General features: G+C 54.4%; 25 protein-coding genes. 16 read left to right on the top strand and 9 right to left on the bottom strand.

The annotated features are described in order from the left end of the window. Positions 1–42: 42 nt before the first annotated feature. From H142_RS16310 to H142_RS0108760, 4 genes are all read right to left on the bottom strand, one after another. Entirely contained in the window at positions 43–546 is a 504-nt protein-coding gene (locus H142_RS16310) for a DUF302 domain-containing protein (RefSeq protein ID WP_017931754.1), read from the bottom strand. Positions 547–575: 29 nt separating this feature from the next. Then, positions 576–1130 carry a GTP cyclohydrolase I gene (gene folE, locus H142_RS0108770; RefSeq protein ID WP_017931753.1) on the bottom strand — a complete coding sequence of 185 codons (555 nt, stop codon included), beginning with the start codon at positions 1128–1130 and terminating at the stop codon, positions 576–578. Positions 1131–1204: 74 nt separating this feature from the next. Continuing rightward, complete coding sequence (locus tag H142_RS0108765) at positions 1205–1657, bottom strand: DUF1499 domain-containing protein (RefSeq protein WP_017931752.1); 453 nt, start codon at positions 1655–1657, stop codon at positions 1205–1207. Continuing rightward, the gene (locus tag H142_RS0108760; RefSeq protein WP_233341651.1) at positions 1654–2493 is read right to left on the bottom strand and encodes a YheT family hydrolase; all 840 of its coding nucleotides are present in this window, start codon (positions 2491–2493) and stop codon (positions 1654–1656) included. Before H142_RS0108760 ends, H142_RS0108765 begins: the two co-directional genes overlap by 4 nt. A 233-nt stretch (positions 2494–2726) precedes the next feature. Between H142_RS0108760 and H142_RS0108755 the strand changes: the two genes are divergently transcribed. The 9 genes from H142_RS0108755 to dprA all read left to right on the top strand — a co-directional run bounded on the left by H142_RS0108755 (position 2727) and on the right by dprA (position 12019). Beyond that, positions 2727–3320 carry a 1-acyl-sn-glycerol-3-phosphate acyltransferase gene (locus tag H142_RS0108755; protein ID WP_156811964.1) on the top strand — a complete coding sequence of 198 codons (594 nt, stop codon included), beginning with the start codon at positions 2727–2729 and terminating at the stop codon, positions 3318–3320. A 29-nt stretch (positions 3321–3349) separates the two neighbouring features. Next, positions 3350–3946, top strand: a complete 597-nt coding sequence (locus H142_RS0108750; protein WP_017931749.1) for a 1-acyl-sn-glycerol-3-phosphate acyltransferase — start codon at positions 3350–3352, stop codon at positions 3944–3946. Further along, complete coding sequence (locus H142_RS16305) at positions 3913–4539, top strand: hypothetical protein (RefSeq protein ID WP_169331831.1); 627 nt, start codon at positions 3913–3915, stop codon at positions 4537–4539. Before H142_RS0108750 ends, H142_RS16305 begins: the two co-directional genes overlap by 34 nt. A gap of 9 nt (positions 4540–4548) precedes the next feature. Then, positions 4549–5001 (top strand): Holliday junction resolvase RuvX, encoded by a 453-nt coding sequence (ruvX, locus tag H142_RS0108740; RefSeq protein WP_017931747.1) that lies wholly within the window; start codon positions 4549–4551, stop codon positions 4999–5001. Positions 5002–5082: 81 nt separating this feature from the next. After that, on the top strand, positions 5083–7920 hold the full coding sequence (locus tag H142_RS0108735) for a M16 family metallopeptidase (protein ID WP_017931746.1): 2838 nt from the start codon (positions 5083–5085) through the stop codon (positions 7918–7920). A gap of 143 nt (positions 7921–8063) precedes the next feature. After that, positions 8064–9032, top strand: coding sequence for an aspartate carbamoyltransferase catalytic subunit (locus H142_RS0108730; RefSeq protein WP_017931745.1), 969 nt, complete (start codon positions 8064–8066; stop codon positions 9030–9032). Beyond that, complete coding sequence (locus H142_RS0108725) at positions 9025–10290, top strand: amidohydrolase family protein (protein WP_017931744.1); 1266 nt, start codon at positions 9025–9027, stop codon at positions 10288–10290. The genes H142_RS0108730 and H142_RS0108725 overlap by 8 nt, the downstream gene beginning before the upstream one ends. After that, positions 10287–10916, top strand: a complete 630-nt coding sequence (plsY, locus tag H142_RS0108720; protein ID WP_407689923.1) for a glycerol-3-phosphate 1-O-acyltransferase PlsY — start codon at positions 10287–10289, stop codon at positions 10914–10916. The genes H142_RS0108725 and plsY overlap by 4 nt, the downstream gene beginning before the upstream one ends. Then, entirely contained in the window at positions 10913–12019 is a 1107-nt protein-coding gene (gene dprA / locus H142_RS0108715; RefSeq protein ID WP_017931742.1) for a DNA-processing protein DprA, read from the top strand. Before plsY ends, dprA begins: the two co-directional genes overlap by 4 nt. On the opposite strand, the gene H142_RS0108710 is transcribed toward dprA, so the two are convergent. Further along, entirely contained in the window at positions 12016–12210 is a 195-nt protein-coding gene (locus H142_RS0108710) for a hypothetical protein (protein ID WP_017931741.1), read from the bottom strand. The two genes, dprA and H142_RS0108710, sit on opposite strands and share 4 nt — an antisense overlap. A 225-nt stretch (positions 12211–12435) precedes the next feature. Between H142_RS0108710 and topA the strand changes: the two genes are divergently transcribed. The 5 genes from topA to rpmG all read left to right on the top strand — a co-directional run bounded on the left by topA (position 12436) and on the right by rpmG (position 18999). Beyond that, entirely contained in the window at positions 12436–15051 is a 2616-nt protein-coding gene (gene topA / locus H142_RS0108705) for a type I DNA topoisomerase (RefSeq protein WP_026147909.1), read from the top strand. 40 nt (positions 15052–15091) lie between these two features. Then, positions 15092–15508: a hypothetical protein gene (locus tag H142_RS0108700; RefSeq protein WP_017931739.1), complete on the top strand. Its 417-nt coding sequence runs from the start codon at positions 15092–15094 to the stop codon at positions 15506–15508. Between the two features lie 157 nt (positions 15509–15665). Next, complete coding sequence (rnr, locus tag H142_RS15040; RefSeq protein WP_017931738.1) at positions 15666–17987, top strand: ribonuclease R; 2322 nt, start codon at positions 15666–15668, stop codon at positions 17985–17987. 8 nt (positions 17988–17995) lie between these two features. After that, positions 17996–18748, top strand: a complete 753-nt coding sequence (locus tag H142_RS15035; protein ID WP_017931737.1) for an NUDIX hydrolase — start codon at positions 17996–17998, stop codon at positions 18746–18748. 83 nt (positions 18749–18831) lie between these two features. Further along, complete coding sequence (rpmG, locus tag H142_RS0108685) at positions 18832–18999, top strand: 50S ribosomal protein L33 (protein WP_017931736.1); 168 nt, start codon at positions 18832–18834, stop codon at positions 18997–18999. A gap of 90 nt (positions 19000–19089) precedes the next feature. Here rpmG and H142_RS0108680 read toward each other — a convergent pair whose 3' ends face one another. Together H142_RS0108680 and H142_RS0108675 are read right to left on the bottom strand one after the other, a co-directional pair. Beyond that, on the bottom strand, positions 19090–20445 hold the full coding sequence (locus H142_RS0108680) for a PleD family two-component system response regulator (RefSeq protein ID WP_017931735.1): 1356 nt from the start codon (positions 20443–20445) through the stop codon (positions 19090–19092). A gap of 12 nt (positions 20446–20457) precedes the next feature. Then, the gene (locus H142_RS0108675; protein ID WP_017931734.1) at positions 20458–20835 is read right to left on the bottom strand and encodes a response regulator; all 378 of its coding nucleotides are present in this window, start codon (positions 20833–20835) and stop codon (positions 20458–20460) included. Between the two features lie 180 nt (positions 20836–21015). On the opposite strand from H142_RS0108675, the gene H142_RS0108670 reads away from it, so the two are divergent. Both H142_RS0108670 and H142_RS0108665 read left to right on the top strand, forming a co-directional pair. Beyond that, complete coding sequence (locus tag H142_RS0108670; RefSeq protein WP_017931733.1) at positions 21016–22449, top strand: DNA polymerase IV; 1434 nt, start codon at positions 21016–21018, stop codon at positions 22447–22449. 2 nt (positions 22450–22451) lie between these two features. Continuing rightward, positions 22452–23234 carry a PhzF family phenazine biosynthesis protein gene (locus H142_RS0108665; RefSeq protein ID WP_017931732.1) on the top strand — a complete coding sequence of 261 codons (783 nt, stop codon included), beginning with the start codon at positions 22452–22454 and terminating at the stop codon, positions 23232–23234. Here the strand turns inward: H142_RS0108665 and H142_RS15030 are convergent. Together H142_RS15030 and H142_RS15025 are read right to left on the bottom strand one after the other, a co-directional pair. Further along, positions 23224–23922 carry a hypothetical protein gene (locus H142_RS15030; protein ID WP_017931731.1) on the bottom strand — a complete coding sequence of 233 codons (699 nt, stop codon included), beginning with the start codon at positions 23920–23922 and terminating at the stop codon, positions 23224–23226. The genes H142_RS0108665 and H142_RS15030 overlap by 11 nt on opposite strands. Positions 23923–23992: 70 nt before the next feature. Beyond that, positions 23993–24502, bottom strand: a complete 510-nt coding sequence (locus H142_RS15025) for a thioredoxin family protein (RefSeq protein WP_017931730.1) — start codon at positions 24500–24502, stop codon at positions 23993–23995. Between the last annotated feature and the right edge of the window lie 21 nt (positions 24503–24523).

Here is a 24523-nt window from a genome sequence, read left to right as displayed (position 1 = left end):
CAAAAGGCGTTTATACGCCCATCTCACGCCTATATTGATCAATTACGCCCCGCCGGCCTCTTTGACGATATCGCGTAATGTGCTCTGAATTTTAGTCAGCAGTTCATCCTGATCCGTGATGCCATATGACCGCGCAAGCAGTTTAATATTAGTATAGGTGATCATCACATTTCCGTCCTCATCCGTATGGACAAGAATTTTCATCGGAAGCTCCATGCCGAAAGCGCGGTTTTCCATCATGAGCGGCGTGCCGGATTTCGGATTACCGAATATGTACAGCTTGCTCAAGCCAATATCCATATCGACGGAGCGCGCGCCCTGTCCATGATTGACGTTGGCGAAGACATTCAGATCGCGCTCGGCCAGAGCCGCTTGCACAAGCTTATCCGTTTTATAAAAATCATAACGGCTCTCGGTCGCAATATTCATCTGACCATTAGAGACGATGGATATAGAGGATCCCGGGGCGCTAAGATCGCCCGCCTGCACAGAAATACATCCGGTCATGGTAAGGGCGGCAGCCGCGCTGATAAGCAAAGTTTTCATAATATATCTCCGTTCGGATTTAGGGGCGATTACGCGCCGTTGACGAGTTGAAAGAATTCTGCGCGCTGCTCGGCTTGGTGGAACACGCCCGATAGAGCAGAGCTAATCATCCGGTGCGGCGTTTGTATACCCCGCATAGTCATGCACAAATGCTCGCCCTTGGCCATAACGGCAACATTATCGGTGCCCAGAATCTCTTTAAGCTCGTTTGCGATATCAGAGACCAGCTGCTCTTGAAGCGTTAGGCGATGGGCGTGTTTATGCGCGATGCGGGCAAATTTTGACAGGCCCAGAACCTTGTCGTCGGCGATATAGGCAATCGACACATCACACCAAAATGGCAACATATGATGCTCGCACATGGACCAGACGCGCATACCCGTCACGGCGACCATCTGATTGTGTTTAACCGCCGCAAATGTGGTATCCAGCTTTCCGGCGTCATATTCGATAAATTCGCGCCAGAAATCCGCGATACGGCGCGGCGTCTCAATCAGGCCTTCACGGTCGGGATCCTCGCCTATAGCGGTGAGCAGTTCGCGGATAAGCCCTTTAATTTTCCGGTGGTCTATTTTATCTGTCATGACAGCCTTAAAATTTAAATGATCGCCATATGCGACGTAATCTTGTTTACGCAGCCAACCCTGCCGCCGATTGCCTAATCGGAGATATTTTTCTGTGCGTAGAGAGTGTCGCGAATGGTTTCAACCCGCGCGCGGTTCACGCCGCTATCCGAGTAACCTACGCGACTGGCCGAGCGCACATGGACGGTTTTGCCGGACACGCGAAACTCGATATCGTCGACATAGCCCATAAATTTAGAGCGGTAGACCGCGCAGGCATAGGTTTTTTTCTGGCTGACGATTTCGCCGCCTGTCGCGTTCACAGCGCTCATCACTTTGTCGAGTGTGACACCTCTAAACGGCATAACTTTGCGCGCCTCCGGCGTTCCGGCCTCGCTGCTCACCGCATTTGGACGCGAGCCGAGCGGCGACAATTTACCGTCCGTCAGGCCGGGCGCAGTCTGGCCCTCTGACGCTTTCGCCATAACTTTGCCAGCCCCGGCCACAACGCCGCCAAGAGCGAGGGCGCCTACAATAATCGGTATCATAAATCCTCCAATTGCCGCGCAATATGCATATCATACCAGGTCGGCCCTGTCAGAGTGTAAAAGAACGCATTATGCCCGCCATGGTCAAGCTCTATTAGGGACACAGGCGGTGTAAAGTTCAGATCGGCGCAATGCGCAGCGGGGGTCACCGGATCGTCGCGGGCAATAATAATTTGCGTCGGCACATCGACGCCGGTCAAATCATCGGGCCATATCCGGTAGGAATTCAGTAAATCCTCAACTGTGCCAAACGGCGTAAACCGCAGATAACGCTTCGTCATGCCCATAATGCTTGTCTCGGCATTTATCTCTGACATGTCGTAGAGATTAGGGTATAGCGCCGCTTTTTTAGACAGTGAGCCGACCCATTTTTTCATAAAATAGCGTTTGATCAGCGCATTCTTGTCAGAGAGCGGCGCGGCGGCCAAAGGGTCGATAACCGGGCTAACGGCAAAAATGTGGCGCAGATTATCAATAGGCTCTGCCTTGGCATGGCGCGCCACGCGGAGCGCAAAATTACCGCCCAGTGAAAACCCGGTCAGGACAAGCGGCAACTTAGGCGAAATATTGCTGACGTGTTTGACGGCGTGCCAAACCTCATCAAATAAACCGCCGTAAAAAACCCCTTCATTCAGATGATGGGAGTCGCCGTGATCGCGATAGTTAAGCCGGAAAATATTAAAGCCTTGATCGTATAAATACTGACCGCAACACAGCATATATGTGCTGTCGACGCTGCCTTCCCAGCCATGCAGAAGCATGACTGTTCCGCGCGCGTTCGGATGGGGTGAGTAATATCCTGATAAGCGCACGCCGTCAGGAAGATCTAAAACCATGTCCTGCGCCACATCACGCATCAGTTTATTCCCGCGCCGCCTGAATTTCTGGCCGGCGAGGTATGTTTGAATAATTCCCGAGCGCAAAGGCCGCGGGGGTATGAAAGGCTCAATATGCATATGTCATAATTAATAAATAAACTTAGAAGCATCCACCTACTTATTTGCATGTTAGGAAATTGCCTTTGTCGCCCTGTAGCGATAGTCAAATGCAGAAACCGGGCGAGCCAAATATGAAATTCGATAACCCCCACATATCTGGCGCCACGCCGCGCATGGGCAATGCTGTGACGCGGGCCATCGGCTCTGCTTTGATGAAAATGGTTGGATGGAAACTAAGAGGCAAATTCCCCGAAGAGAAACAGCTAATCGTAATCGGCGCGCCTCATACCTCCAATTGGGACTTTTATCTCGCTATGGCCGCAATGCTGTCCGTGGGCCTGCGTTTTTCATGGATGATGAAAAAGGAAGCTTTTGTTTGGCCGCTCGGCCCGCTCTGGAAAGCAATGGGCGGCATTCCGGTTGACCGCAGCTCTAAAAACGACGTCACCCAGCAAATGGTCGCCTATTTTGAAAGTCACGATAATGTTTGGATTGGCCTCACGCCCGAAGGCACGCGCCGCAAAGTGGCAAAGCTTAAAAAAGGGTATTTGCGCATGGCTTATGCCTCCAAAGTACCTATTTACATTATCGGCATTAACGCACCAACCAAAGAGGTTGTGCTCGATAAAGTTTGGGATCTGACCTATGACACAGACGTTGATAACCGCAAAATCAAGGCCTATTTCGATAAAACCTTTACCGGCGTGAGGCCGGAAAACGGATAAATTTAATATAATTGAAAAACAGAAGTCTGATGAAATTTGATAATGTACATATGAGTGAGCATTCCCCGCGTATGGGCAATGCGTTGACGCGGGCCATCGGCTCTTTAGGCCTGAAACTGACGGGCTGGACCCTGGTTGGCAAAATGCCGGATGTGCCGAAATTTGTGATCATCGGCGTGCCGCATACCTCTAATTGGGACGGCGTATCCGCCTCTTTAGCCATGCTAGCCTCGGGATTTCGCTATACATTTTTGATTAAAAAAGAAGCCTTTTTCTGGCCGCTCGGACCAATCCTACGATCCATTGGCGGCTATCCCGTCAATCGCAGCAAAGGCGGCGGCGTCATGGATCAAATCGTCGCGCTTTTTGACAGCGCAGACAAAGTCTGCGTCGGGTTTCCGCCGGAGGGGACGCGTTCGCTCGTTAAACAATATAAAACGGGATATCTGCGCGCGGCTTATGCGGCCAATGTTCCCGTCTTCATCTGCGCCTTTGACGGCCCGAATAAACGTGTTGTGCTTGACCGCCTGATGCCGCTGACCGGGGACATGGCCACTGATAATGCGGCTATTAAAGCTTATGTTGACGAACATTGGACCGGCGTGCATCCGGAACGGCAGAAGTGAATACACAAACCCATGTTTTGCTTGCGCTCGCGATCTTCTCAAAACGTGAATCTCCTGCGCGAAACTGGGCCATATTTTCCGGGGCGATGGCAACAGATATATTCATCTATATCGGCCTGATTTATTATGGCCTTATCAGCGGCGACGGAGTCGGCACATATTTTAACGAGATTTACTTCCAGCCCCATATGCAGTTCTGGAGCGCCCTGTCCAACTCGCTCCCAATCTATGCGGGCCTCGCGTTGATTGGCTATTTATTTCGAAAGCAAACATGGGCTTATCTGCTTCTATTTTTTGCGCTGGCCGCTTTTACCCAGTCCCTTATTGATTTACCCGTCCACGCCGAAGATGCCCATCGCCATTTCTGGCCGTTCAGCGACTGGCGGTTCATCTCCCCTGTCAGCTATTGGGATGCAAACCATTACGGCCGCATTGTCGGACAACTGGATAATCTGCTGGGTCTGATTTGTATTTACATTTTGTGGCGCAGATTTCCTGAATTTCGGGTTAGGGTCGTGCTGAGCATTTTCGTTGTCCTCTACGCCGTGTTCGTGATTGGCGGGCTTATTGCGCCGCTTCTCTTCGGCGGATAGAAGACGGTTATGGCTCTCATCGATATAGACACGCTTGCGGCGTTAAGCGGGCCGATCATGGGGCTCGATCCGGGCACGAAGACGATTGGTATTGCGATCAGCGACCGCACGCGCCTGATTTCCACTCCGCTGGAGACCATCAAGCGCAAAAAATTCACCCCCGATGCCACGCGCCTGTTTGAGGTATATGCCGAGAGAGAGTGCTGCGCGCTGGTGATCGGCCTGCCGCTCAACATGGATGGCAGCTCCGGCCCGCGCGTGCAGTCCACCCGCGACTTTGCCACGAATTTGATGGGGGTGCGTGACGTGCCCTATATGTTTTGGGATGAACGCCTGTCGACCGCTGCCGTCACCCGCACCATGATTGAAAGCGATATTAGCCGCGCCAAGCGCGCACAGGCCGTCGATAAGCTGGCGGCCAGTTATATTTTGCAAGGCGTGCTAGACCGCCTGCGGCGATAATGCATTGAATTAACTTTTATTTAACTTTGCGGCTCCTCCTGCGCTTGCTAAATCATTAAAAAACAATCCAAGGGGGAAACTATGAAACGCCTGACTTTATTGACAACTGTGGCTATGGCGCTCGCGCTGGCCGGATGCGGCAACACGACTGATGATGCGGCGTCAACAGCGCCGAAGTCTTCCAAAGCGGCAGTCCAAACGACAATGAACGTTTCGAAAATCAGCGATGAAGACGCCATGCGCGCCGCGCCGGATATCGACATTCCCTATGAGACATTCACGCTGGATAACGGCCTGCGCGTGGTCGTCCACGAAGATCGCAAGACGCCAACCGTCGCCGTTTCCGTTTGGTATAATGTCGGCTCCAAAGATGAACGGCCCGGCAAAACAGGCTTTGCCCATTTGTTTGAGCATTTAATGTTTAACGGCTCCGAGAACTATAATGACGAATATTTCGGCCCGTTTGAGAAGGCCGGCGCGACCGGAATGAACGGCACGACATGGTTTGACCGTACCAATTATTTTCAGACGGTTCCGACCCCCGCGCTCGATATGGCGCTGTGGATGGAATCAGACCGCATGACCCATTTCGAAGGCGCAATTACGCAGGACAATCTGGATAAGCAGCGCGGCGTCGTTCAAAATGAAAAACGCCAAGGCGATAACAGCCCTTACGGACTTGTTGAATACCGCGTGCTTGAAGGCCTGTTCCCCCAAGGCCATCCTTACCGTTGGTCTACGATCGGCTCCATGGATGATCTCAACGCCGCCTCCGTCGAAGATGTGACTGAGTGGTTTAAGTCTTATTATGGCGCGTCCAACACCGTTGTCGTTTTGGCCGGAGATATTAATGCCGCAGAGGCCCGCCCGCTCATGGAAAAATATTTCGGCGACGCCCCCGTTGGCGATCCGTTATATCAGAAAAAGACATGGGTGCCGGACCGCACGGAGACCGTGACCGAAGTCATGTATGACCGCGTTCCCCAAGCCCGCCTTGACCGCTATTGGGCCGTGCCGGGACGCCTCGACCAAGACGCTGCGGTGCTCTATCTGGCCGCGCAGGTGCTGGGCTCCGGCAAAACCTCGCTGCTCTATAAAGAGCTGGTCTATGACAAAGAACTGGCGACAGATGTCAGCGTCTATGTGGAAGAGCATAATCTGGCGTCGATTTTCACCATTAATGTGAAGCTGAAAAAAGATGCCGACCCCGCCCAAGTCGACGCAATAATTGACCGCATTATGAGCGATTTTCTGCGCGACGGCCCGCCTGCGGATTTACTCGCAGCCAAGAAAACGGGCGTTAACGCCACCTATATCCGCGGGTTGGAGCAGATCGGCGGCTTTAGCGGCAAAGCCTCTACACTGGCCGAAGGCGCGCTATATGCAGGCGATCCGGGCTTTTGGAAGAAACAGCTCGGACGGGTCAATGCCGCCGACGGCAATCTGGTGCGCATGACGGCCAATAAATGGCTTTCAGACGGAGCCTATAAACTCACTATCCTGCCCTTTGGCGAGAAGACATCCGCCGAAACCGGCGCTGACCGATCCGCCCTGCCCGATATGGGCGGCGTGCCGGATCTGTCTTTCCCGGCCGTCAGTGAATTTACTCTGTCCAACGGCATTAAGGTGGTTCTCGCCACGCGTGACGCCGTTCCGGTTGTCCAAATGGCGATGGAATTTGACGGTGGATACGCTGCGGACAGCCGCGATAAACTTGGCGCGGCCAGTTTTGCCTCGGACATGATGTATAATGGCACAACCACGCGCAGCGCGCTGGATATTAGCGAGCAAACCAGCGCGATTGCGGCTAATATCGGCACGGGCGCAGGACTGGACAACACCTCCGTGACCCTGAATGTGCTGACCGATAAGCTGGATGAGGGGCTGGATATCTACGCTGATATTATCCGCAATCCCGCCTTTAGCGACGAAGAAATTGAACGCTTCCGCAAGCAGCGTATTGCCGGAATTGACAATGAAAAAGTCAATCCGATCCAGACCGCTTTGCGCCTTCTTCCGCCCGCCATGTACGGCAAAGATCATGCTTATGGCGTGCCCTTTACCGGCTCGGGTACAGCAGAGACGACCAACGCCATGACCCGCGCGGATTTGCAGGCTTATCACCGTGATTTTATCCGCCCGGATAATGCTACATTATTCGTGGTCGGCGATATTGACCAAGCGACGCTGAAGCCGAAACTTGAAGCTGAATTCGGAAACTGGAGCGCGCCGGACACGGCCATTCCGGAGCGCAATGTGGCGCAGGTCGGGATCAGACCCGGCGAGCGCGTAATTATCGTCGACAAGGAAGGCTCGCCGCAATCGCTGATTTTAGGCGGTCATTTAATCAGCTCGACGGGCGCGCCTAATGCCACCGATATTGATGCCATGAATGAAGCGCTGGGCGGGGCCTTTACGGCCCGCGTCAACATGAATTTGCGTGAGGATAAGGGCTGGGCCTATGGGGCCTACACCTTCATGCAAAATGCCAAAGGACAGCGTCCATGGCTGATCTATGCGCCCGTCCAAACGGACAAGACCGGCGAGTCCCTGATGGAGCTGCGCCGTGAAGTGCGTGATTATCTAGGCAACCGTCCGATCACCGCTGACGAGCTTCAAAAGGTCAGAGATAATAATATCCGTTCTCTGCCCGGACAGTTTGAAACGGCAGGCTCCGTGCTTGGCTCGATCCGCAGCTCGGCCCGCTATGGCCGCGCCTATGATTACGCCACCACAACGCAACAGCGCTATAACGCCCTGACGCCTGAAGGCCTGCGCCAGACAGCGACAGAGACGATCAAGCCCGATAGCGTCATTTGGATTATTGTCGGTGACCGCACAGAGATCGAAGCCCCGCTCAAGGCGCTCGGCATCGCCGATATCGAATATTGGGACACGGACGGAAATGTAGTTGAATAAGCGGGTCGAAATTAAGTAATTAAACAGTAAAAAGCGCAGTGAATTATTTCGCTGCGCTTTTTTCATTTTAGACCTTTTTACTTTGCAAGCTTTGACTCTCTCTCTATCCTCCCGTAAAGCGGCGAAAATAACGAAGAGGGTTTATGACATCCCGGATTACTCATCCTGACGGATATGTCTTCGCCAAGAGGCACTGCCTCTCTATTTCCGATTTTAACCGTGTTGAGATTGATACCCTGCTGGAGCTGGGCCTGCATTATTGCGCGCCCCAGGCGCAGCGCTGTGATCATCTTAAAGGCGCGCTTTTGGTCAATCTATTTTTTGAAAACTCGACCCGCACGCAAAACAGTTTCGAGGTTGCGGCCAAGCGTCTTGGCGCGGATGTCGTCAATATGGCTGTGGGCAGCAGCAGTGTGGCCAAAGGCGAAACTTTGCTTGATACCGCCGCCACGCTCAACGCTATGCGCCCTGATGTGTTGGTTGTCCGCCACAATGCCTCCGGCGCGCCCGCCTTGTTGTCGCAAAAAGTCTCGTGCAGCGTGATTAATGCCGGCGACGGCGTGCATGAACATCCGACCCAGGCTTTTCTCGACGCGCTCACCTTAAAACGCACGCTCGGCGATATTAGCGGGCTGCGCATCGCGATTTGCGGCGATATTCTGCACAGCCGCGTGGCACGCTCTAATATCATTTTAATGGGGCTGCTGGGCGCGGAAGTGCGCTTGATCGGGCCGCCGACATTACTGCCCGCCGATGCTGACCGCTGGGGCGCGGAAGTGTTTCACGATATGAGCGAGGGCCTGCGCGGCTGTGACGTGGTCATGATGCTGCGCCTGCAACTCGAACGGATGCAAGGCGCATTAGTGCCCTCCAAGCGCGAATATTTTCATTTTTACGGCCTTGACCGCGCCAAACTGGATCTGGCCTCGCCCGGCGCGCTGGTCATGCATCCCGGCCCGATGAACCGCGGCGTGGAAATCAGCAGCGATGTCGCCGATGACCCTGATATTTCGCTGATTACGAAACAGGTCGAAACCGGGGTCGCCATGCGCATGGCGATTATCGACGCGCTTTATGCGGCGCGTCAAAACGGCGAGGCGGCCCATGTCTGATCTTGTATTTAGAAATGCCCGCCTGATTGACCCCGCCAGCGGCTATGACGATATGGGCGACCTGCTCGTCCAATATGGCAAAATTTCGCAATTCGGCGACGTTGATGCGCCCGATAACGTCCAAGAAATAGAGGCAGACGGCCGTATTCTATCGCCGGGCCTGATTGATATGCGCGTGGTCTCATCTGAGACCCGTATTGACCAGACCGGAAATGTCGCGGCTGCAGGCGGTTTTACCACTATCGTGATTATGCCGCAAACCGGCTCCATTTTAGATGACACATCCAAGCTGGACTATTTGCTGCGCAAGGGTGCGGAAGGCTCCCCCATTAATGTTTACGGCGCTGGCGCGCTGACGCATGGCTTGCTGGGACAAGCCATGACCGATATCGGTCTGATGGGCGATGCCGGCGCGCTGTTTTTTTCAAATGGGGATAATCCCATCGCCAATAGCCGGCTTATGCGCCGGCTGCTCTCTTATAGCAGCGCTTTTAATGCTCTGATCGCCAGCCGTCCGCTGGATCCGGATATGAGCGCGGGCACATGCGCCCATGAGAGCGATTTTAGCGCGCGTCTCGGCCTGCCCGGGCATCCCCCGACAGCGGAGCGCATTATTGCCGAGCGCGACATTGCACTGGCCGAGCTGACGGGCGGCCGGCTGCTGATTGATATGGTGTCGTCGCGCGAAGGCGCGGAGGTTTTACGCCAAGCCGGTCGCCGCGATCTGGAAGTCTATGCCAGCGTCACGATCAACCATTTATCGCTAAACGAGCTGGATATCGGAGAGTACCGCACCTTTGCCAAGCTTGACCCGCCCCTGCGCGAAGAGAGCGACCGCAAAGCCCTGTTGGCGGCGGTCAATGACGGCACAATTGATGTCATTGTCAGCTCTCATGATCCGCGCATGGCCGGCGAAAAGCGCCGGCCTTACACCGAAGCGGGCGCTGGCGCGATCGGGCTGGAAACCCTGCTCGGCGCGGGGCTCACTCTGGTTGATAATGAAGAGCTGGACCTCATGGCGATGCTTCGCGCTCTGACCTGTAATCCGGCAGAGCTTCTGGGACTAGCAAGCGGTAAACTGGCCGAAGGCGCCCCCGCCGACCTTGTCCTGATCGATCCTAATGCCCCATGGGTCGTTAATCCCGATCACATGACAAGCCGCGCCAAAAACACACCCTTTGAAGGACGGCGCTTTATCGGCCGCGCAGACATGACCGTTTGCGGCGGCGATATTGTTTTTGACCGTCTGGGGGCATAAGAGAGTTTATGGGCACGTTATTTATATCCGCAATTATAGCCGCGCTATTTGGCTATCTTCTTGGCTCGATCCCGTTCGGTTTGTTACTCGCGAAAATGGCGGGACAAGGCGATATCCGCGAGATTGGCTCAGGTAATATCGGCGCAACCAATGTGCTGCGCACCGGACGCAAAGACATCGCTATTTTAACGCTGGTTCTGGACGCCGCCAAAGCCGGGCTGGCCTTCGCCATTGTTAAAATTGCTCTACCGCTCGTACCCTTTATCGCGCTGATCGCGGCCTGCGCGGCGCTGCTCGGACACTGCTTCCCCGTCTGGCTAAAATTTAAAGGCGGCAAAGGCGTGGCGACATTTTTCGGCGCGCTTTTAGCGGCGGCCTGGCCCGTCGGCCTCATCGCAGGCGCCATCTGGCTGGTCACGGCGTTTATCTCGCGCATGTCCTCGCTCTCCGCCCTACTGGCGGCGGCGCTCGCGCCGTTCATCGCCTTTTTCATGGGCCTCCCCTATGTCGCCGCCATGGCAGCCTTTATGGCAGTGATAATTTTTCTTCGTCATCGCCAAAATATCGCGCGCATTATGAAGGGCGAGGAGCCTAAAGTCGGCGCAAAGAAAGACGCCGCCTCTTGAAAACGCAGACACTGTCTTTTGAACAAAAGCGCGACTGGATCCGGCTCTCGCGCAGTACCACAATCGGGCCGGTCGCTTTTGCCGGATTATTAGAGCGCTTCGGTGATGCGTCCGAAGCTTTGGCCCGACTACGGGAAATTACAAAATCCTCCAAATTGTCTATTCCCTCTGTCGATTTAGTTGAGCGTGAGATGGAAATGACCGCTGATTTCGGCGCGCAGATTTTCGCTTCATGCGAGCCGGACTATCCCGACCTTCTGCGCGCTTTGGATCCGCCCCCGCCTATTATCAGCGTCGCCGGAGATTTATCGCGTATCCCCGAAGACCGCCTCGCCATAATCGGATCGCGCAATGCCTCTGCTGTCGGCCTGCGCTTTGCGGGGCAAATCGCGCGCGAGTTGGGCGCAGCGGATGTCGGCATCATATCGGGATTGGCGCGCGGCATTGATACACAGGCGCATATGGCGGCGCTGGACACCGGAACCGTGGCTGTTTTGGGCGGCGGAGTCGACAATGTATATCCGGCGCAAAACGCCGATCTTTATGCACAGATTAAAGATCAAGGCGCGATCATCAGCGAAAGCCCGTTCGGTCACCGCGCAACGGCCCGCGATTTTCCCCGCCGTAACCGTCTTATTTCGGGTCTCAGCTTTGGCGTCGTCGTGATCGAAGCTGCCGAACGCAGCGGCACGCTCATCACCGCGCGCTACGCGCTGGAGCAGGGCCGCGAAGTTATGGCCGCGCCGGGGAGCCCGCTCGATCCGCGCACGAAAGGCTGCAACCGATTAATCCGCCAGGGCGCGGCGCTGATTGAAACGGCGGAAGATATTCTTGATATTCTGCACGCCCGCTCGCGTATCTCGGCCCGTGAAGGCGGGGACGCGTTCAGCGCGCCGCCCTTTGACTGGCAGGCGGCCAAAGCCGACATCAGCAAAGCCAAGATTGCTATAAAAAGCCTGCTTTCGCCCACGCCCATCCCGCGCGACGACATTATTCGTATGTCGGGACTGCCTGTTCCTTTGGCGGCCGCAGCGCTGTTAGAGTTGGAAATCGAGGGCGAGGCCGTTGTCGAGTCCGATGGCCGGACGGGTCTGGCCTATTAGGCCTGCTTAGCCGACATTTCTTTGGCGGCATCGCGCGCCAGTTCCAAGACGCGCGCCAAGGCGCCTAATTTACTGTCATTGGCCATATCCGATAGCTCTTCCAGCATATCAATAATATAGCTATGAGTATTTTGCGGCGTATCTTTTGCGCCCGTATTGACTGATAGTTGCCCACTGAGTTTAGATACCATGACATCGTCCTTGTTGGCTGGCGACACGCGCGGTCATTCCCTATTTCAGAAGTCCGTCCGGCATCATGCACGTTAATAGTGTTATTTAAAATATACGCCTTATAATTTAAGTCAATACTTGCCTTATATTTTATGCCAGCGCTTGGCGTTGACATTATATTGACGCTCGGTCAGGTATGGCGCGCTTTCAAGGGCAACCTGCCCATAATGTTGGAAAATCCGTTTATGAACGTTGTTGTAGTTGAATCGCCGGCCAAGGCGAAAACCATCGAGAAATATCTCGGCAAAGATTATAAGGTCTTAGCCAGTTTCGGTCATGTTCGCGATCTACCGTCGAAAAACGGATCGGTCGACCCCGATAACGATTTTGCCATGAGCTGGGCCATCGACACCCGCGCCCGCGCCCGGATCAAAGATATCGAAACCGCGCTAAAAAGCGCTGACCGCCTTATCCTCGCGACCGACCCGGACAGAGAAGGCGAAGCCATTAGCTGGCACTTGCTCGAAGTCCTGACTAAGAAAAAAGCGCTTAAGGGTAAAGATATCCAGCGCGTGGTCTTTAACGCGATCACCAAAAAATCCGTCACCGAAGCGATTGCAAACCCGCGCGATCTGGACATGGAACTGGTCGAAGCCTATCTGGCGCGCCGCGCGCTCGATTACCTTGTCGGTTTTAATCTTTCGCCGGTGCTGTGGCGCAAGCTGCCGGGCGCGCGCAGTGCGGGCCGCGTGCAATCCGTTTCGCTCCGTCTGATCTGTGAGCGCGAAACCGAGATCGAAGCCTTTGATCCGAAAGAGTTCTGGACTGTCGACGCGATGATGGGCAGCGCCAAAGGCGCATTTGCGGCCAAGCTCACAACCTTGAACGGCGACAAACTCGACAAATTTTCTATCTCCAGTCAAGCCGATTCCGACGCAGCAATGGCGACGGTAAATGCCGCGAAAAGTTTTTCCGTTACATCCGTTGAGGCTAAACCGCTTAAACGCAATCCGCCCGCGCCCTTCACGACATCAACATTGCAGCAAGATGCCTCGCGCAAGCTGGGGTTTAGCGCAACGCGCACGATGCAAACCGCGCAAAAACTTTATGAGGGCGTTAATCTTGGCGGTGAGACGACGGGCCTGATCACCTATATGCGGACGGACGGCGTTTCTATGGTCGGCGAAGCGATTACGGCCTGTCGCACACAAATCGGATCAAAATACGGACAGAGCTATCTTCCGGCCAAGGCGAGGGTTTACACATCCAAAGCCAAAAACGCGCAAGAGGCGCATGAAGCTATTCGCCCGACAGAGTTTACCCGCACCCCGGAGAGCCTGAAGCTGTCCGGCGATATGGAGAAGCTCTACGCGCTGATCTATAAACGCGCTATGGCCAGCCAGATGGCGAGCGCGAAATTGGAGCGCACCACAATTGAAATGGCGGACGCCGCCAAAACCGTCGGCCTGCGCACATCCGGCACAGTTATCCGATTTGACGGCTTTCTCTCGCTTTACGAGGAAAGCAAATCCGCATCCGATGAAAAAGAAAATGACGCCACCTTGCCAGCCGTTGCGGCCGGTGATGCGCTGACGCTCGATAAAGCCACACCCGAGCAGCATTTCACACAGCCGCCGCCCCGTTACTCCGAAGCCAGCCTCGTCAAAAAAATGGAAGAGCTGGGCATTGGCCGTCCGTCAACCTATGCGTCCATCCTGAAAGTTTTGCAGGACCGCGGCTATGTCGTTTTGGACAAGCGCCGTTTCACCCCGGATGATAAAGGCCGCTTGGTCACGTCATTTCTTGAGAACTTCTTCCCAAAATATGTCCAATATGACTATACGGCGGACGTAGAAGAGCGCCTTGATAAGGTCTCAGCGGGCGATCTGGACTGGAAAGTCATGCTGCGCGATTTCTGGACGCAATTTGCGGCCGCGATTGAGCAAACAAGCGAACTTCGCGTCACACATGTTCTGGACGCGCTTAACGACTCACTACGAACATTGGTCTTTCCGGATAAAGAAGACGGCACTGATCCGCGGAAATGCCCGAACTGTGATGACGGACAGCTCTCATTGAAACTGGGCAAATTCGGCTCATTTGTCGGCTGCTCCAACTATCCCGAATGTAAATTCACCCGTCCGTTTGGACAGGGCGCAGAGGCCGAAGCCGCAGCGGTGGAAGACAAGCTGCTCGGTCAGCATCCCGAATCCGGCGAAGATATTTTCCTCAAAAATGGCCGCTTTGGCCCTTATGTGCAAATCGCCAGAGAGCCAAAACCTAAAAACACAGGCATCCCGAAAACATGGCCGGTTGAGTCTATTGATTTGGAAAAGGCGATACAGCTTGTCGACCTGCCCCGTCATGTCGGCGACCATCCCGAGGACGGTAAGAAAATCGCGGGCAATCTGGGACGCTTCGGACCTTATATTCTTCATGCCGGGACCTATGTGAACCTGCCTACTATTGAAGAAATGTTTGAAATAGGCCTGAACCGCGCCGTGGTTATGCTTGCCGAAAAGCGCGCCAATCCGGGACGGGGGCGCAATGGCGGAACCGTGCTCAAAGATCTTGGCATGCACCCCACGACCGAAAAGCCGATCAAGATTATGGACGGTCGCTACGGGGCTTATGTCAAATATGAGAAAGTCAACGCGACCATCCCCAAAGGCACCAATGTCGAGGATATAAATATCGACATGGCGCTGGAATATATCGCGGAAAAAGAAGCCAAAGGCGGCAAGAAAAAGAAGCCGGCGGCCAAGAAAAAGCCTGCCGCTAAGAAAAAACCAGCGGTGAGAAAAAAGCCCGCCGCAAAGAAAAAACCGGCTTCTAAGAATAAACCGGCAGCAAAGGCGTAGTCCTATCTTTCAGCTTAAGCATTGAGCAAAGCCGTTTTTCATGTTTGTAAAAGACATGAAAAATAGACTTATATATGTTGAGCTGAAATCGGGCCATTCGGACAATGGTCCAGCTTGGATTGGACTTGCGACGACGTCTAAATCAGGCGCAACTATTTATTCAAATGGAAAAGCCTTCCAAAGCTCAAAAGGAAGCGGTATCGGTGGGAATTACTTCGATATTGAGTCGGGTGAAGATTATTGGATTTCAGGTGTTAAAAAGAATAATGCAGACCGACATTGGGCGGGCAGCGGGCAAGTATTAATTGACCAAGATGCAATTAGTGCCTATTTGTCAGAAACAGGTCAGTCATCATTGCCGCCTAATCTTACCCTCGTTCATTTATTGCCCGCAACACAACAGCCCCATCATCAAGACCTTGAACATAGGCCGTTAGGCAAGAGATCGAGCGAATAAAAAGAGAGTAATCCGCTAGATCTAGGCGGTTCAGTAAAACGAAAAGTTTGACAGACTTATTACAAACTCAATTTTCATTTAACACGTCTGACCCGCTTTCAAAATAACGCAGCAATACCCCCTGCCCTTTTGCGGCGATACCCCGTATGAAGCGCCTATGGATATAAACCGCAAAGACATTTTAAAAGCGATTGGCGAGCAGCCTGACCGTTTAGGCAAGCGTGAGATCAGCAAAATCATCGATGCCAGCGCAGAGCAGCGCCGCGAGCTGCGTATGATATTGCGCGATATGGAGCAGCGCGGCGAGATTGTGAAATCGGACCGTCGTACATACCGCCTGTCCGGTGACGTGCCCGAAGTTACGATCCTTCACATTGACCGTATCGACGATGATGGCGACATGATTGGCTCGCCCGCCGCAGTTAAAGGCAATGGCAAAACGCCGGAATTTATCGTCTATGAGAAGACGCGCGGCAAAGAAGGCGCTAAATTAGGCGTGGGAGGCCGCGCCCTGTGCCGCATAGATTTTAACGCCAGCCCGCCGCGCGCCGAAGTTATCCGCGTTATCGGCCGCGCGCCGCAGCGCCAGCTCGGCGTTATTGTGCAATCCGGCAGAGGCATGCGGATCAAAGCGGTGTCTAAACGTGAGCGCCATGAATTTGTGCTGGCCACCGAAGATCCAAAGCTAAAACCCAAAGACCTTGTGCTGTTCGAAACTCTACCCAGCGGACGCAAGACATCGCGTAGCGAACTAAAGCCGGCGCGTATTGTTGAGGTCGTCGGCACAATTGACGATCCCAAAGCGGCCAGTCTGATCTCGCTGCACGAGCATAATATCCCCCTGGGCTTTCCCGAAGAGGCTGAGGAAGAAGCGGCGGCAGCCACTATTCCCAAAGTCGGCGGCGCGCGCAAAGATTTGCGCCATCTCCCGCTTTTGACCATTGACCCCGAAGACGCCAAAGATTTCGATGACGCCATTTGCGCGATGCCCAATGAGAATGGCAAAGGTTTCACGGCATGGGTCGCTATCGCTGATGTTGCGGCCTATGTCACGCCGGGTAGCGCGCTGGACGCAACCGCCTTTAAGAAGGGCAATAGCGTCTATCTGCCCGATCGCGTCGAGCCCATGCTCCCCCACGCCCTGTCATCGGATATGTGCTCGCTGCGGCCAAATGAAGACCGGGCCTGCATGGCGGTGCGGCTGTCCTTTGCCAATGATGGTAGCCTCTCCGGATATAAATTTGAGCGCGGATTAATGCGTAGCCGCGCGCGCCTCACCTACGCGCAAGCCCAAGAGGTTTTCGAAGGCCGCGAGCACGAGGCGGCTGCCGAAGTCGTGCCGGAGTTGCAAGCGCTTTACGCCGCCTACAAGGCGCTGCGCGCGTCGCGCGAACGCCGCGGCCCGCTGGAGATTGATATGCCCGAGCGCCGCGTGCGTATCGGCGATAATGGCGAGGTCACAGCCATTGAAGTGCGCGAGCGCTTCGACGCGCATAAATTGGTCGAAGAATTCATGATACAGGCCAATGTTGCGGCGGCCAAAGCGCTGACTGCGGAGAAGGCGGATCTGGTCTTTCGCGTCCATGACGAGCCAAGCCGTGAGAAGCTGCAAAGCCTGTCGGACTTTTTGCCTGTCGTAAAAATGAAATGGGCATTAGGCGAGAAAGCGACGCCGACACGGTTTAACAAACTCCTGCGCGCCGCTAAAGATCGCGATCTGTCGGAGATTGTTGGCATGGCCGTGCTGCGTAGCCAGAGCCAAGCTATTTATAGCCCCGATAATGGCGGGCATTTCGGCCTGACTCTGTCACATTATGCGCATTTCACATCCCCCATTCGCCGCTATGCTGATTTGATCGTCCACCGCGCGCTCATCCGCGCCTTTAATTTGGGTGATGACGGGCTAACGGATCAGGAAATCTCGCGCCTGCAGGAAATATCGGAGCATATCAGCACGACCGAGCGCACAGCCATGGCCGCTGAGCGTGACGCGACAGACCGCTATATTGCCGCGCATTTAGCTGACCGTGTGGGCGCGAAATTCGGCGCGCGGATTACCGGCGTGACGGGCATTGGCCTGTTTGTAGCGCTGGACGATACCGGCGCGGACGGCCTTGTCCCGATCCGCAATCTGGGCAATGAATATTTCCGCTTTGATGACCGCGCCCGCGCCCTGATCGGAGAGCGTACCGGCGGCACTTATAATTTCGGTCAGCGCGTCGTCGTGGAACTCGTCGAAGCAACGCCGATCAGCGGCGGCATGATTTTTGACATGGTCACCGAGCCAACGCCCGGCAAGCCCGGACGGGGTAAACGCGGCGGGCAGCGGCGACGCGGCGAAGCTAAAAAAGGAGGCGGCAGCAAAAGTCCGGCGGGGCAGAGCCAGCCGCGAAAGAAGACCAAAAAGAAAACCGTTCCTAAACATAAACGCAAACAAGCCGACGCTAAAAAACGCTCCGCCGGACAAGAGCGGCCCTAAGCGCGATCGTGAAAAAGTGGATTCATGACAAACGTGCCCAGGTCAGCGATAAGGATCGCAGCAAACGGGATATGATGACCCGCGCGGCGCGCCCGTTTCTGGCCTCTACCGTCGTGATCACACGCGGCGAAAAAGGCGCGGAAGAGGTTTTGCTCGGCTACCGCTCGCGCAAACATGATTTCATGCCCGAAGTGTTCGTCTATCCCGGCGGACGCGTTGACCGCGCAGACAGCTTTGCGCCCTATTGCGGAGAGATTGACCGCCGCACAGCGCGCATATTGGGCGCGGCCCTGCCGCCCGCGCGGGTACGCGCCTGTCTCCTTGCGGGGCTTCGCGAAACCTTTGAGGAAACGGGACTGATTATCGGACATAGAGCACCCTCGCCGCGCAATATGAACGATCCGGGCTGGGACGGCTTTCACAAAGCGGGCTATCTGCCATCTATTAACCGTCTGTCCGTATTTGGCCGGGCCACGACGCCGCCTTATCGTCCCAAACGATTTGACACATGGTTTTTCCATACTCATCTAACAGACGCCGAAGCCGCCCAGCCGGTTTCTGACAGTGTTGAACTACTCGATATCAGGTGGGCGCCGCTGGCCACGGCGGACGCGCTTAAAATGCATGTCATTACCGAAGCCATGATTGGCGAGCTGCGTAAATATCTGAAGGCTGACGCCCCGCCCGCGCGCGTCCCGTTTTCACGCTGGCATCGGGGCGGCTTTAAATACGATGCGTATCCCGGCAGTGCAAAAACCTGATTTCAGGTGTTAGAGTCAGGTTGACATCACGCCCCCTATGCCTATGTTCCGCGCTTTCATTCATCCCAGCAGGGGCATTGGTTATGGCTAAGCCTACCACAGTTAAAATCCGTCTGAATTCAACCGCTGATACCGGTTTTTTCTATGTGACAAAAAAGAACGCACGCACAATGACCGAAAAATTGGTCAAACGTAAATATGATCCCGTTGCGCGCAAACATGTCGATTTCAAAGAAGGCAAGATTAAATAGCGCTTTCACGCTATTTAATGCTGAATGGCCCTCCCATTGTGGAGGGTTTTTCTTTGGAAAGATTTTATTTTAAACGCGCTTCGTCCGGGCTTATGCTGCGACTTTGACCTGTGACTGCATAACCTGATCTCGGCCCGCCTTTTTGGCCGCATAAAGGGCGTCATCGGCGCGCTTGAATATTTCGCGCACTTTCTCGCCTTTTTGAGCTTCGGCAATTCCCGCACTGACAGACACTTTTAGCGCCGCCCCATCAATAAATATTGGCGTGCCGGAGATCAGTCCGCGTATGCGGTCGGCCGCAGCCGTCGCCTCATCAGCCGTCGCGCCGGGCATAGCGATAAGAAATTCTTCGCCGCCATAGCGGCTGACAATATCAATGGCGCGCATATTGGTCACAAGCCGTGCTGCAATTTCTTTAAGCACATCATCGCCCACATCATGACCCAAAATATCATTGACCCGTTTAAAATGATCGACATCAAACACGACGAGCGAGAATGTCCGGCCATAGGTTACGCCTTCTAAGAGCGGGCCAACGGAGCGGTCGAAAAACCGACGATTACCCAGTCCCGTTAGCGGGTCAGAAATGACCATTTCCAGATTTTCATGAAAATCATCGCGCAGGCTGTCGGCATAAAATTTGCGTTTTAATTGTGTGTTGACGCGGGCCTGAAGCTCTCCGGCTTCAATCGGGCGCATGACGGTGTCGTTAATGCCCGTATCATAGGCGCGCACCATAATGTCTTCGTCAGCCATTTCGGTAATAGCGAGGATCGGCAGATCCTGCGTGCGCGGATCGGACCGAAGGCGCGCGCACAGGCGCAGCCCGTCAAAGGCTTCACTGGTTAGGCTGACAATCAGCAGATCGACATTTCGCGTGGCCGCGATAATCGCCTCTTTCGGATCATTTTGCGCAGTAATATTGTGGCTGTCGCCCAAAACGTTTTCAATGCGTGCGGCGCTATTTTGTTGATCATCGACAATCAGAACATTACCGCGTTTGCGCGAGAGATGGTCAATCAGATCGCGCGATGGCGCGGAGTCCGTTGTATGACTCATCAACTGGTCTGTGACCATTTTAAGCCGCAGAAGTGAGCGGACGCGTGCCATCAGGTTAAATTCATCAATCGGCTTTGTAACGAAATCATCAGCGCCGGCCTCAAGCCCGCGAATGCGGTTGCGCGTCTCTTCCAGTGCCGTCACCATCACCACCGGAATGTGCCACGTCGCTGGATCAGTCTTAAGCTGAGCGCAGGTTTCAAACCCGTTTAGGCCCGGCATAATGGCATCAAGCAGGATAAGGTCAACATTTTCAGACCGCGCAATTTTTAGAGCATCAAGGCCGTTTGTGGCCCGAACGACATCGTAATATTCGGCGGCGAGTTTCACCTCAAGCAGATTCAGATTCGGAACAAGATCGTCAACGATCAGGATACGCGAACTCATTGCGCGCGCCCCCTATCGGACAAATTTACGGATGGTCGACAGAAAGCCCGTCACGCTGATCGGTTTGCTGATATAGCCCTGACAGCCCCCGTCGCGAATGCGTTTCTCATCACCCTTCATCGCAAAGGCCGTGACCGCGATGACGGGGATGTCTTTGGTTGTTTTATCGTTTTTGATCCATTTGGTGACTTCCAGTCCCGACACGCCCGGAAGCTGAATGTCCATCAATATCAAATCGGGCTTATAAGTTTTGGCCAGCTCAATCGCTTTCAGACCCTCACGGGTCTGGCATGTCTCATAGCCATGAGAATGAAGCAGATCGTTGAAGAGCTTCAAATTCAGCTCGTTATCTTCGACAATCAGCACTTTTTTGGGCATAATTTGCAACATTATCACCTATCCACCAGTTTCGCGGCATTTTTTTAACGCCTGCCTTGATTGACTGTGTTTTACCCGAATATCATTAATCAACGGTGAGTTCGGTCGTAACACTTCGTTTACAGAACATAGCACGAACATTATAATAGAGTCTAAACGCATCATAGTGTCTAAAAGGATAAAGGGCTATTTGTGGCAGAGTTAAAAGGATATTGCCGCGATTGCGAAGCGCTGCTGGCACAGGCCGGCCCCTGCCCGCACTGCGGCTCACAGCGCCAAATCCGGCACGCGGAAATTGACAGCCTGTCTATCGCCCATGTCGATTGCGATGCCTTTTTCTGCTCTGTTGAGAAGCGCGACAATCCTAAGCTGGCCGATCACCCCGTTATTGTCGGCGGCGGCAAGCGCGGCGTCGTGGCGGCGGCCTGCTATAATGCCCGTGTTTACGGTGTGCGCAGCGCCATGCCCATGTTTAAAGCCCTCAAGCTTTGCCCCCATGCCGTTGTCATTCGCGGCAATCACGGCAAATATTCGGCCGAGGGCCGCCGCATCAAAGCGATGATGAGCGACCTGACCCCTCTGGTGCAGCCTCTCTCCATTGACGAGGCCTTTCTCGACCTTACCGGGACCCAGCGCCTGCATAGCGCGCCGCCTGCGGTAATGCTCATGCGCCTCCAAAAACGGGTGCTGGACGAGATTGGCGTTACTGTGAGCGTCGGCCTGTCTTGTAACAAATTTCTCGCCAAAACGGCCAGCGATCTGGATAAACCCAACGGTTTTGCTATGATCGGACAGGCCGAGGCGCTGGACTTTCTGGCCGATAAACCTGTGCAATTTATCTTTGGCGTCGGGCCGAGTTTTGCCCGGAGCCTGAACAAGTCGGGCCTATACACCATCGCGGACATCCGGCGCATGGGCGACAAGGCGATGGCAACCAAATTTGGCGAAGGCGGGCTGCGTCTGGCGCGACTGTCACGGGCCGAGGATAACCGCCCGGTCAAAGTCGATAGCGAGCGCAAAAGCTGTAGTGCGGAGACGACCTTTAACACTGATATTTCCGATCCCGATCAGCTTCTCGACAAATTATGGTATGTCGCGCAAAAAACCGCCGACCACGCTAAGGCACTTGGCATTGCCGGAACTGTGGTGACGCTAAAACTTAAATCCAAAGATTTTAAATCCATTACGCGGCGCAGGACTTTGTCCAGCCCGACTCAATTGGCCGATGTGATCTTTAAGACCTGCGAGCCGCTGCTGCGCGCCGAAGCGACAGGCGGGGCTTACCGCCTCATCGGAGCGGGCATATCCGGCCTGACGGCCCCTGCAGGCGACGCCATGGACTGGCTTGACCCTGCGGCGGCAAAGCGCGCACAAGCGGAGCGGGCCAGCGACAAGGCCAGAGACAAATTTGGCAAAGGAGCCGTCATGAAAGGCCGTGAACTCAAACTGCGCAGCCGGGGCAATAAAACTGCTTCGCCGACGGATAAAGACGCACCCGTCAAGCCCAAGCCCGAGCTGCGCTCGCGTGGTATGAAGGGACTACCGCTCGACCCGGCCCAGCGCCGCAGCGCAGGGATGAAAGACCACAAGGCGGCAGACAATCCGCACACGCCCGGACAGGATTAGCCATGGAACTCCCCATATATCAAGCCGACGCCTTCACCAGTGACCTCTTTAAGGGTAATCCCGCAGCCGTCATTCCGTGCGAGGCCTTCCCCATGACTGACATGATGCAGGCTATCGCGATGGAGAATAATTTATCCGAGACCGCATTTGTTGTCCCGCGCAGCGAAGGATGGTATATTCGGTGGTTTACGCCAATGGTCGAGATTGAGTTTTGCGGCCATGCAACTGTGGCCGCAGCTCATATTCTGCGTACAGAATTGGGCGCGAAATTTCCGCTCCGTCTTCAAGCCCCCATTGGGCCGCTAACTGTGAACTATGATAAGACAGGCTATCACCTTGACGCGCCGGCCTATGCGCTTCGCGAGATTGAGATTACCGACGCAATCAAATCGGCTTTTCCAATTGAAATAGAGGGCGGCTTTGCGGCGCGCGATAATATCTATATTGTTACCCGGGACGCACACACTGTCCGCGACTTTAAGCCAAATTTTCGCACAATAGCGGCGCTGGGCGATCACGGAGTCGGCCTGACCGCGCCCGGTGACGAAGATTATGATTTTACGTCACGCATGTTTTTTCCGGCTATTGATTTGGACGAAGACCCCGTTACAGGCAGCGCGCATTGCGCATTAGGGCCTTATTGGGCGCAGCGTCTGGGCAAGTCCGAATTAACTGCGCATCAAGCCTCAAAACGCGGAGGGCATTTAACCTTGGAGGTCAGTGAGGATCGGGTTCTGTTGACCGGCAAAGCCGTGACCTATCTGCGCGGTGAAATTAGCGTTTAAATTTGCTGGGCCGGCCGCGCTCGATCGCGGCCACAGCGCCAGCAATAAAGGCAAAGACCAATAGTGCGGAGATCCCCAGAAAAACCCCTTGCGGCGCGGCGGCCATATCAAATGTTCCGTTTTGAACCTGCAACCCCGGCATCACGATAGCGAAATATTGCAGCGCGCCCATCAGGGTGAATAATATCCATGGCGCGATCGAAAAGATTCTGGATATGGGCACAGTTACGTGCATCCAGAAGACAAAGGCGAGCAGCAATAATCCCATTTCAAGCACAAATGCCGCCAGCGGATAATTCCAAACCCCAAACCCCAGCATCAACTCCCCGCCCGGATAAAGCGGCAGATCAGGACGGTGCACGACCAGATCGAGTATCCAATGCGAAAAGATCAGCAGGGCAAATACGAAAAAGGCTTTGCGGCTTCTGGGCTTTACGATGGCCATAAATATCGCGGCGCCAATGATCGATAAAATGAGCGCGCTGAGCAGAGAGTGGGAGTATGGAATGTCAAAGATCGGCACGCCGCCTATCATAGTTCCCGCGCCCTCAACCCCGAATATGGCGAGACTGGCAAAGATTATATCAATAAATTGGACGGCTAAAAACCCCAGCCAGAGCGGAATAAGCGGAACCGCGTGACCGCGTTTTGTATCCCAGACTGCCGGTGCGTAATGACCCATGAACATAATAATATCTTCCTCTATATGAGCATCAATCTATACGGTTTTAGGATGAAGACCAGCGTAAGCTATAAGGCTATTCCTGCGCGCCGTGCTCTTCGATCATATCGCCGGAGGCAAATGCCGTAAAATAGGTCAGGGTTTCTTCGTCTGTGCGGCTGGCCGCATCACGCCATGTCGGCGCGGTATCACGGTTGAGCAATACGCCGTCAGACGTCAGGATCAGAACCGTCGGCGTACCGACGATATTTTCAATACCGTAACGTTTGGCGATATCAATATTGCGGTTTCTCTGTCCGACATCCACATAGACCAATTCATAATTCAGATCGATAAGGCTGGAAAATTCGGGCTGCTCCAAACGCGCCGCCAAACCGCGGCTGTCATGGCACCAATTGGCGCCCATAACGAGCAGCACGCGGGTGCCGCGCAGCGCCGCGCGGTCAAATGCGGCTTCGACGTCCTGGCTGGCATTCCGGGTCGAGTGATAAGGCCGCGGCTCGTCATTATCAGACGCTAAAACTTTGGTCACGGGTATAGCGGTCAACCCAATCGCCAGAGCAATAGCAAAAATCCGAATATACATAGAGGCGGCTCCTGTCATGTG

Source organism: Robiginitomaculum antarcticum DSM 21748 (genome assembly GCF_000365025.1).
GTDB lineage: Bacteria > Pseudomonadota > Alphaproteobacteria > Caulobacterales > Maricaulaceae > Robiginitomaculum > Robiginitomaculum antarcticum.
The sequence above is the reverse complement of the archived record's forward strand: the minus strand, read 5'-3'. Positions and strand labels throughout refer to the sequence as shown.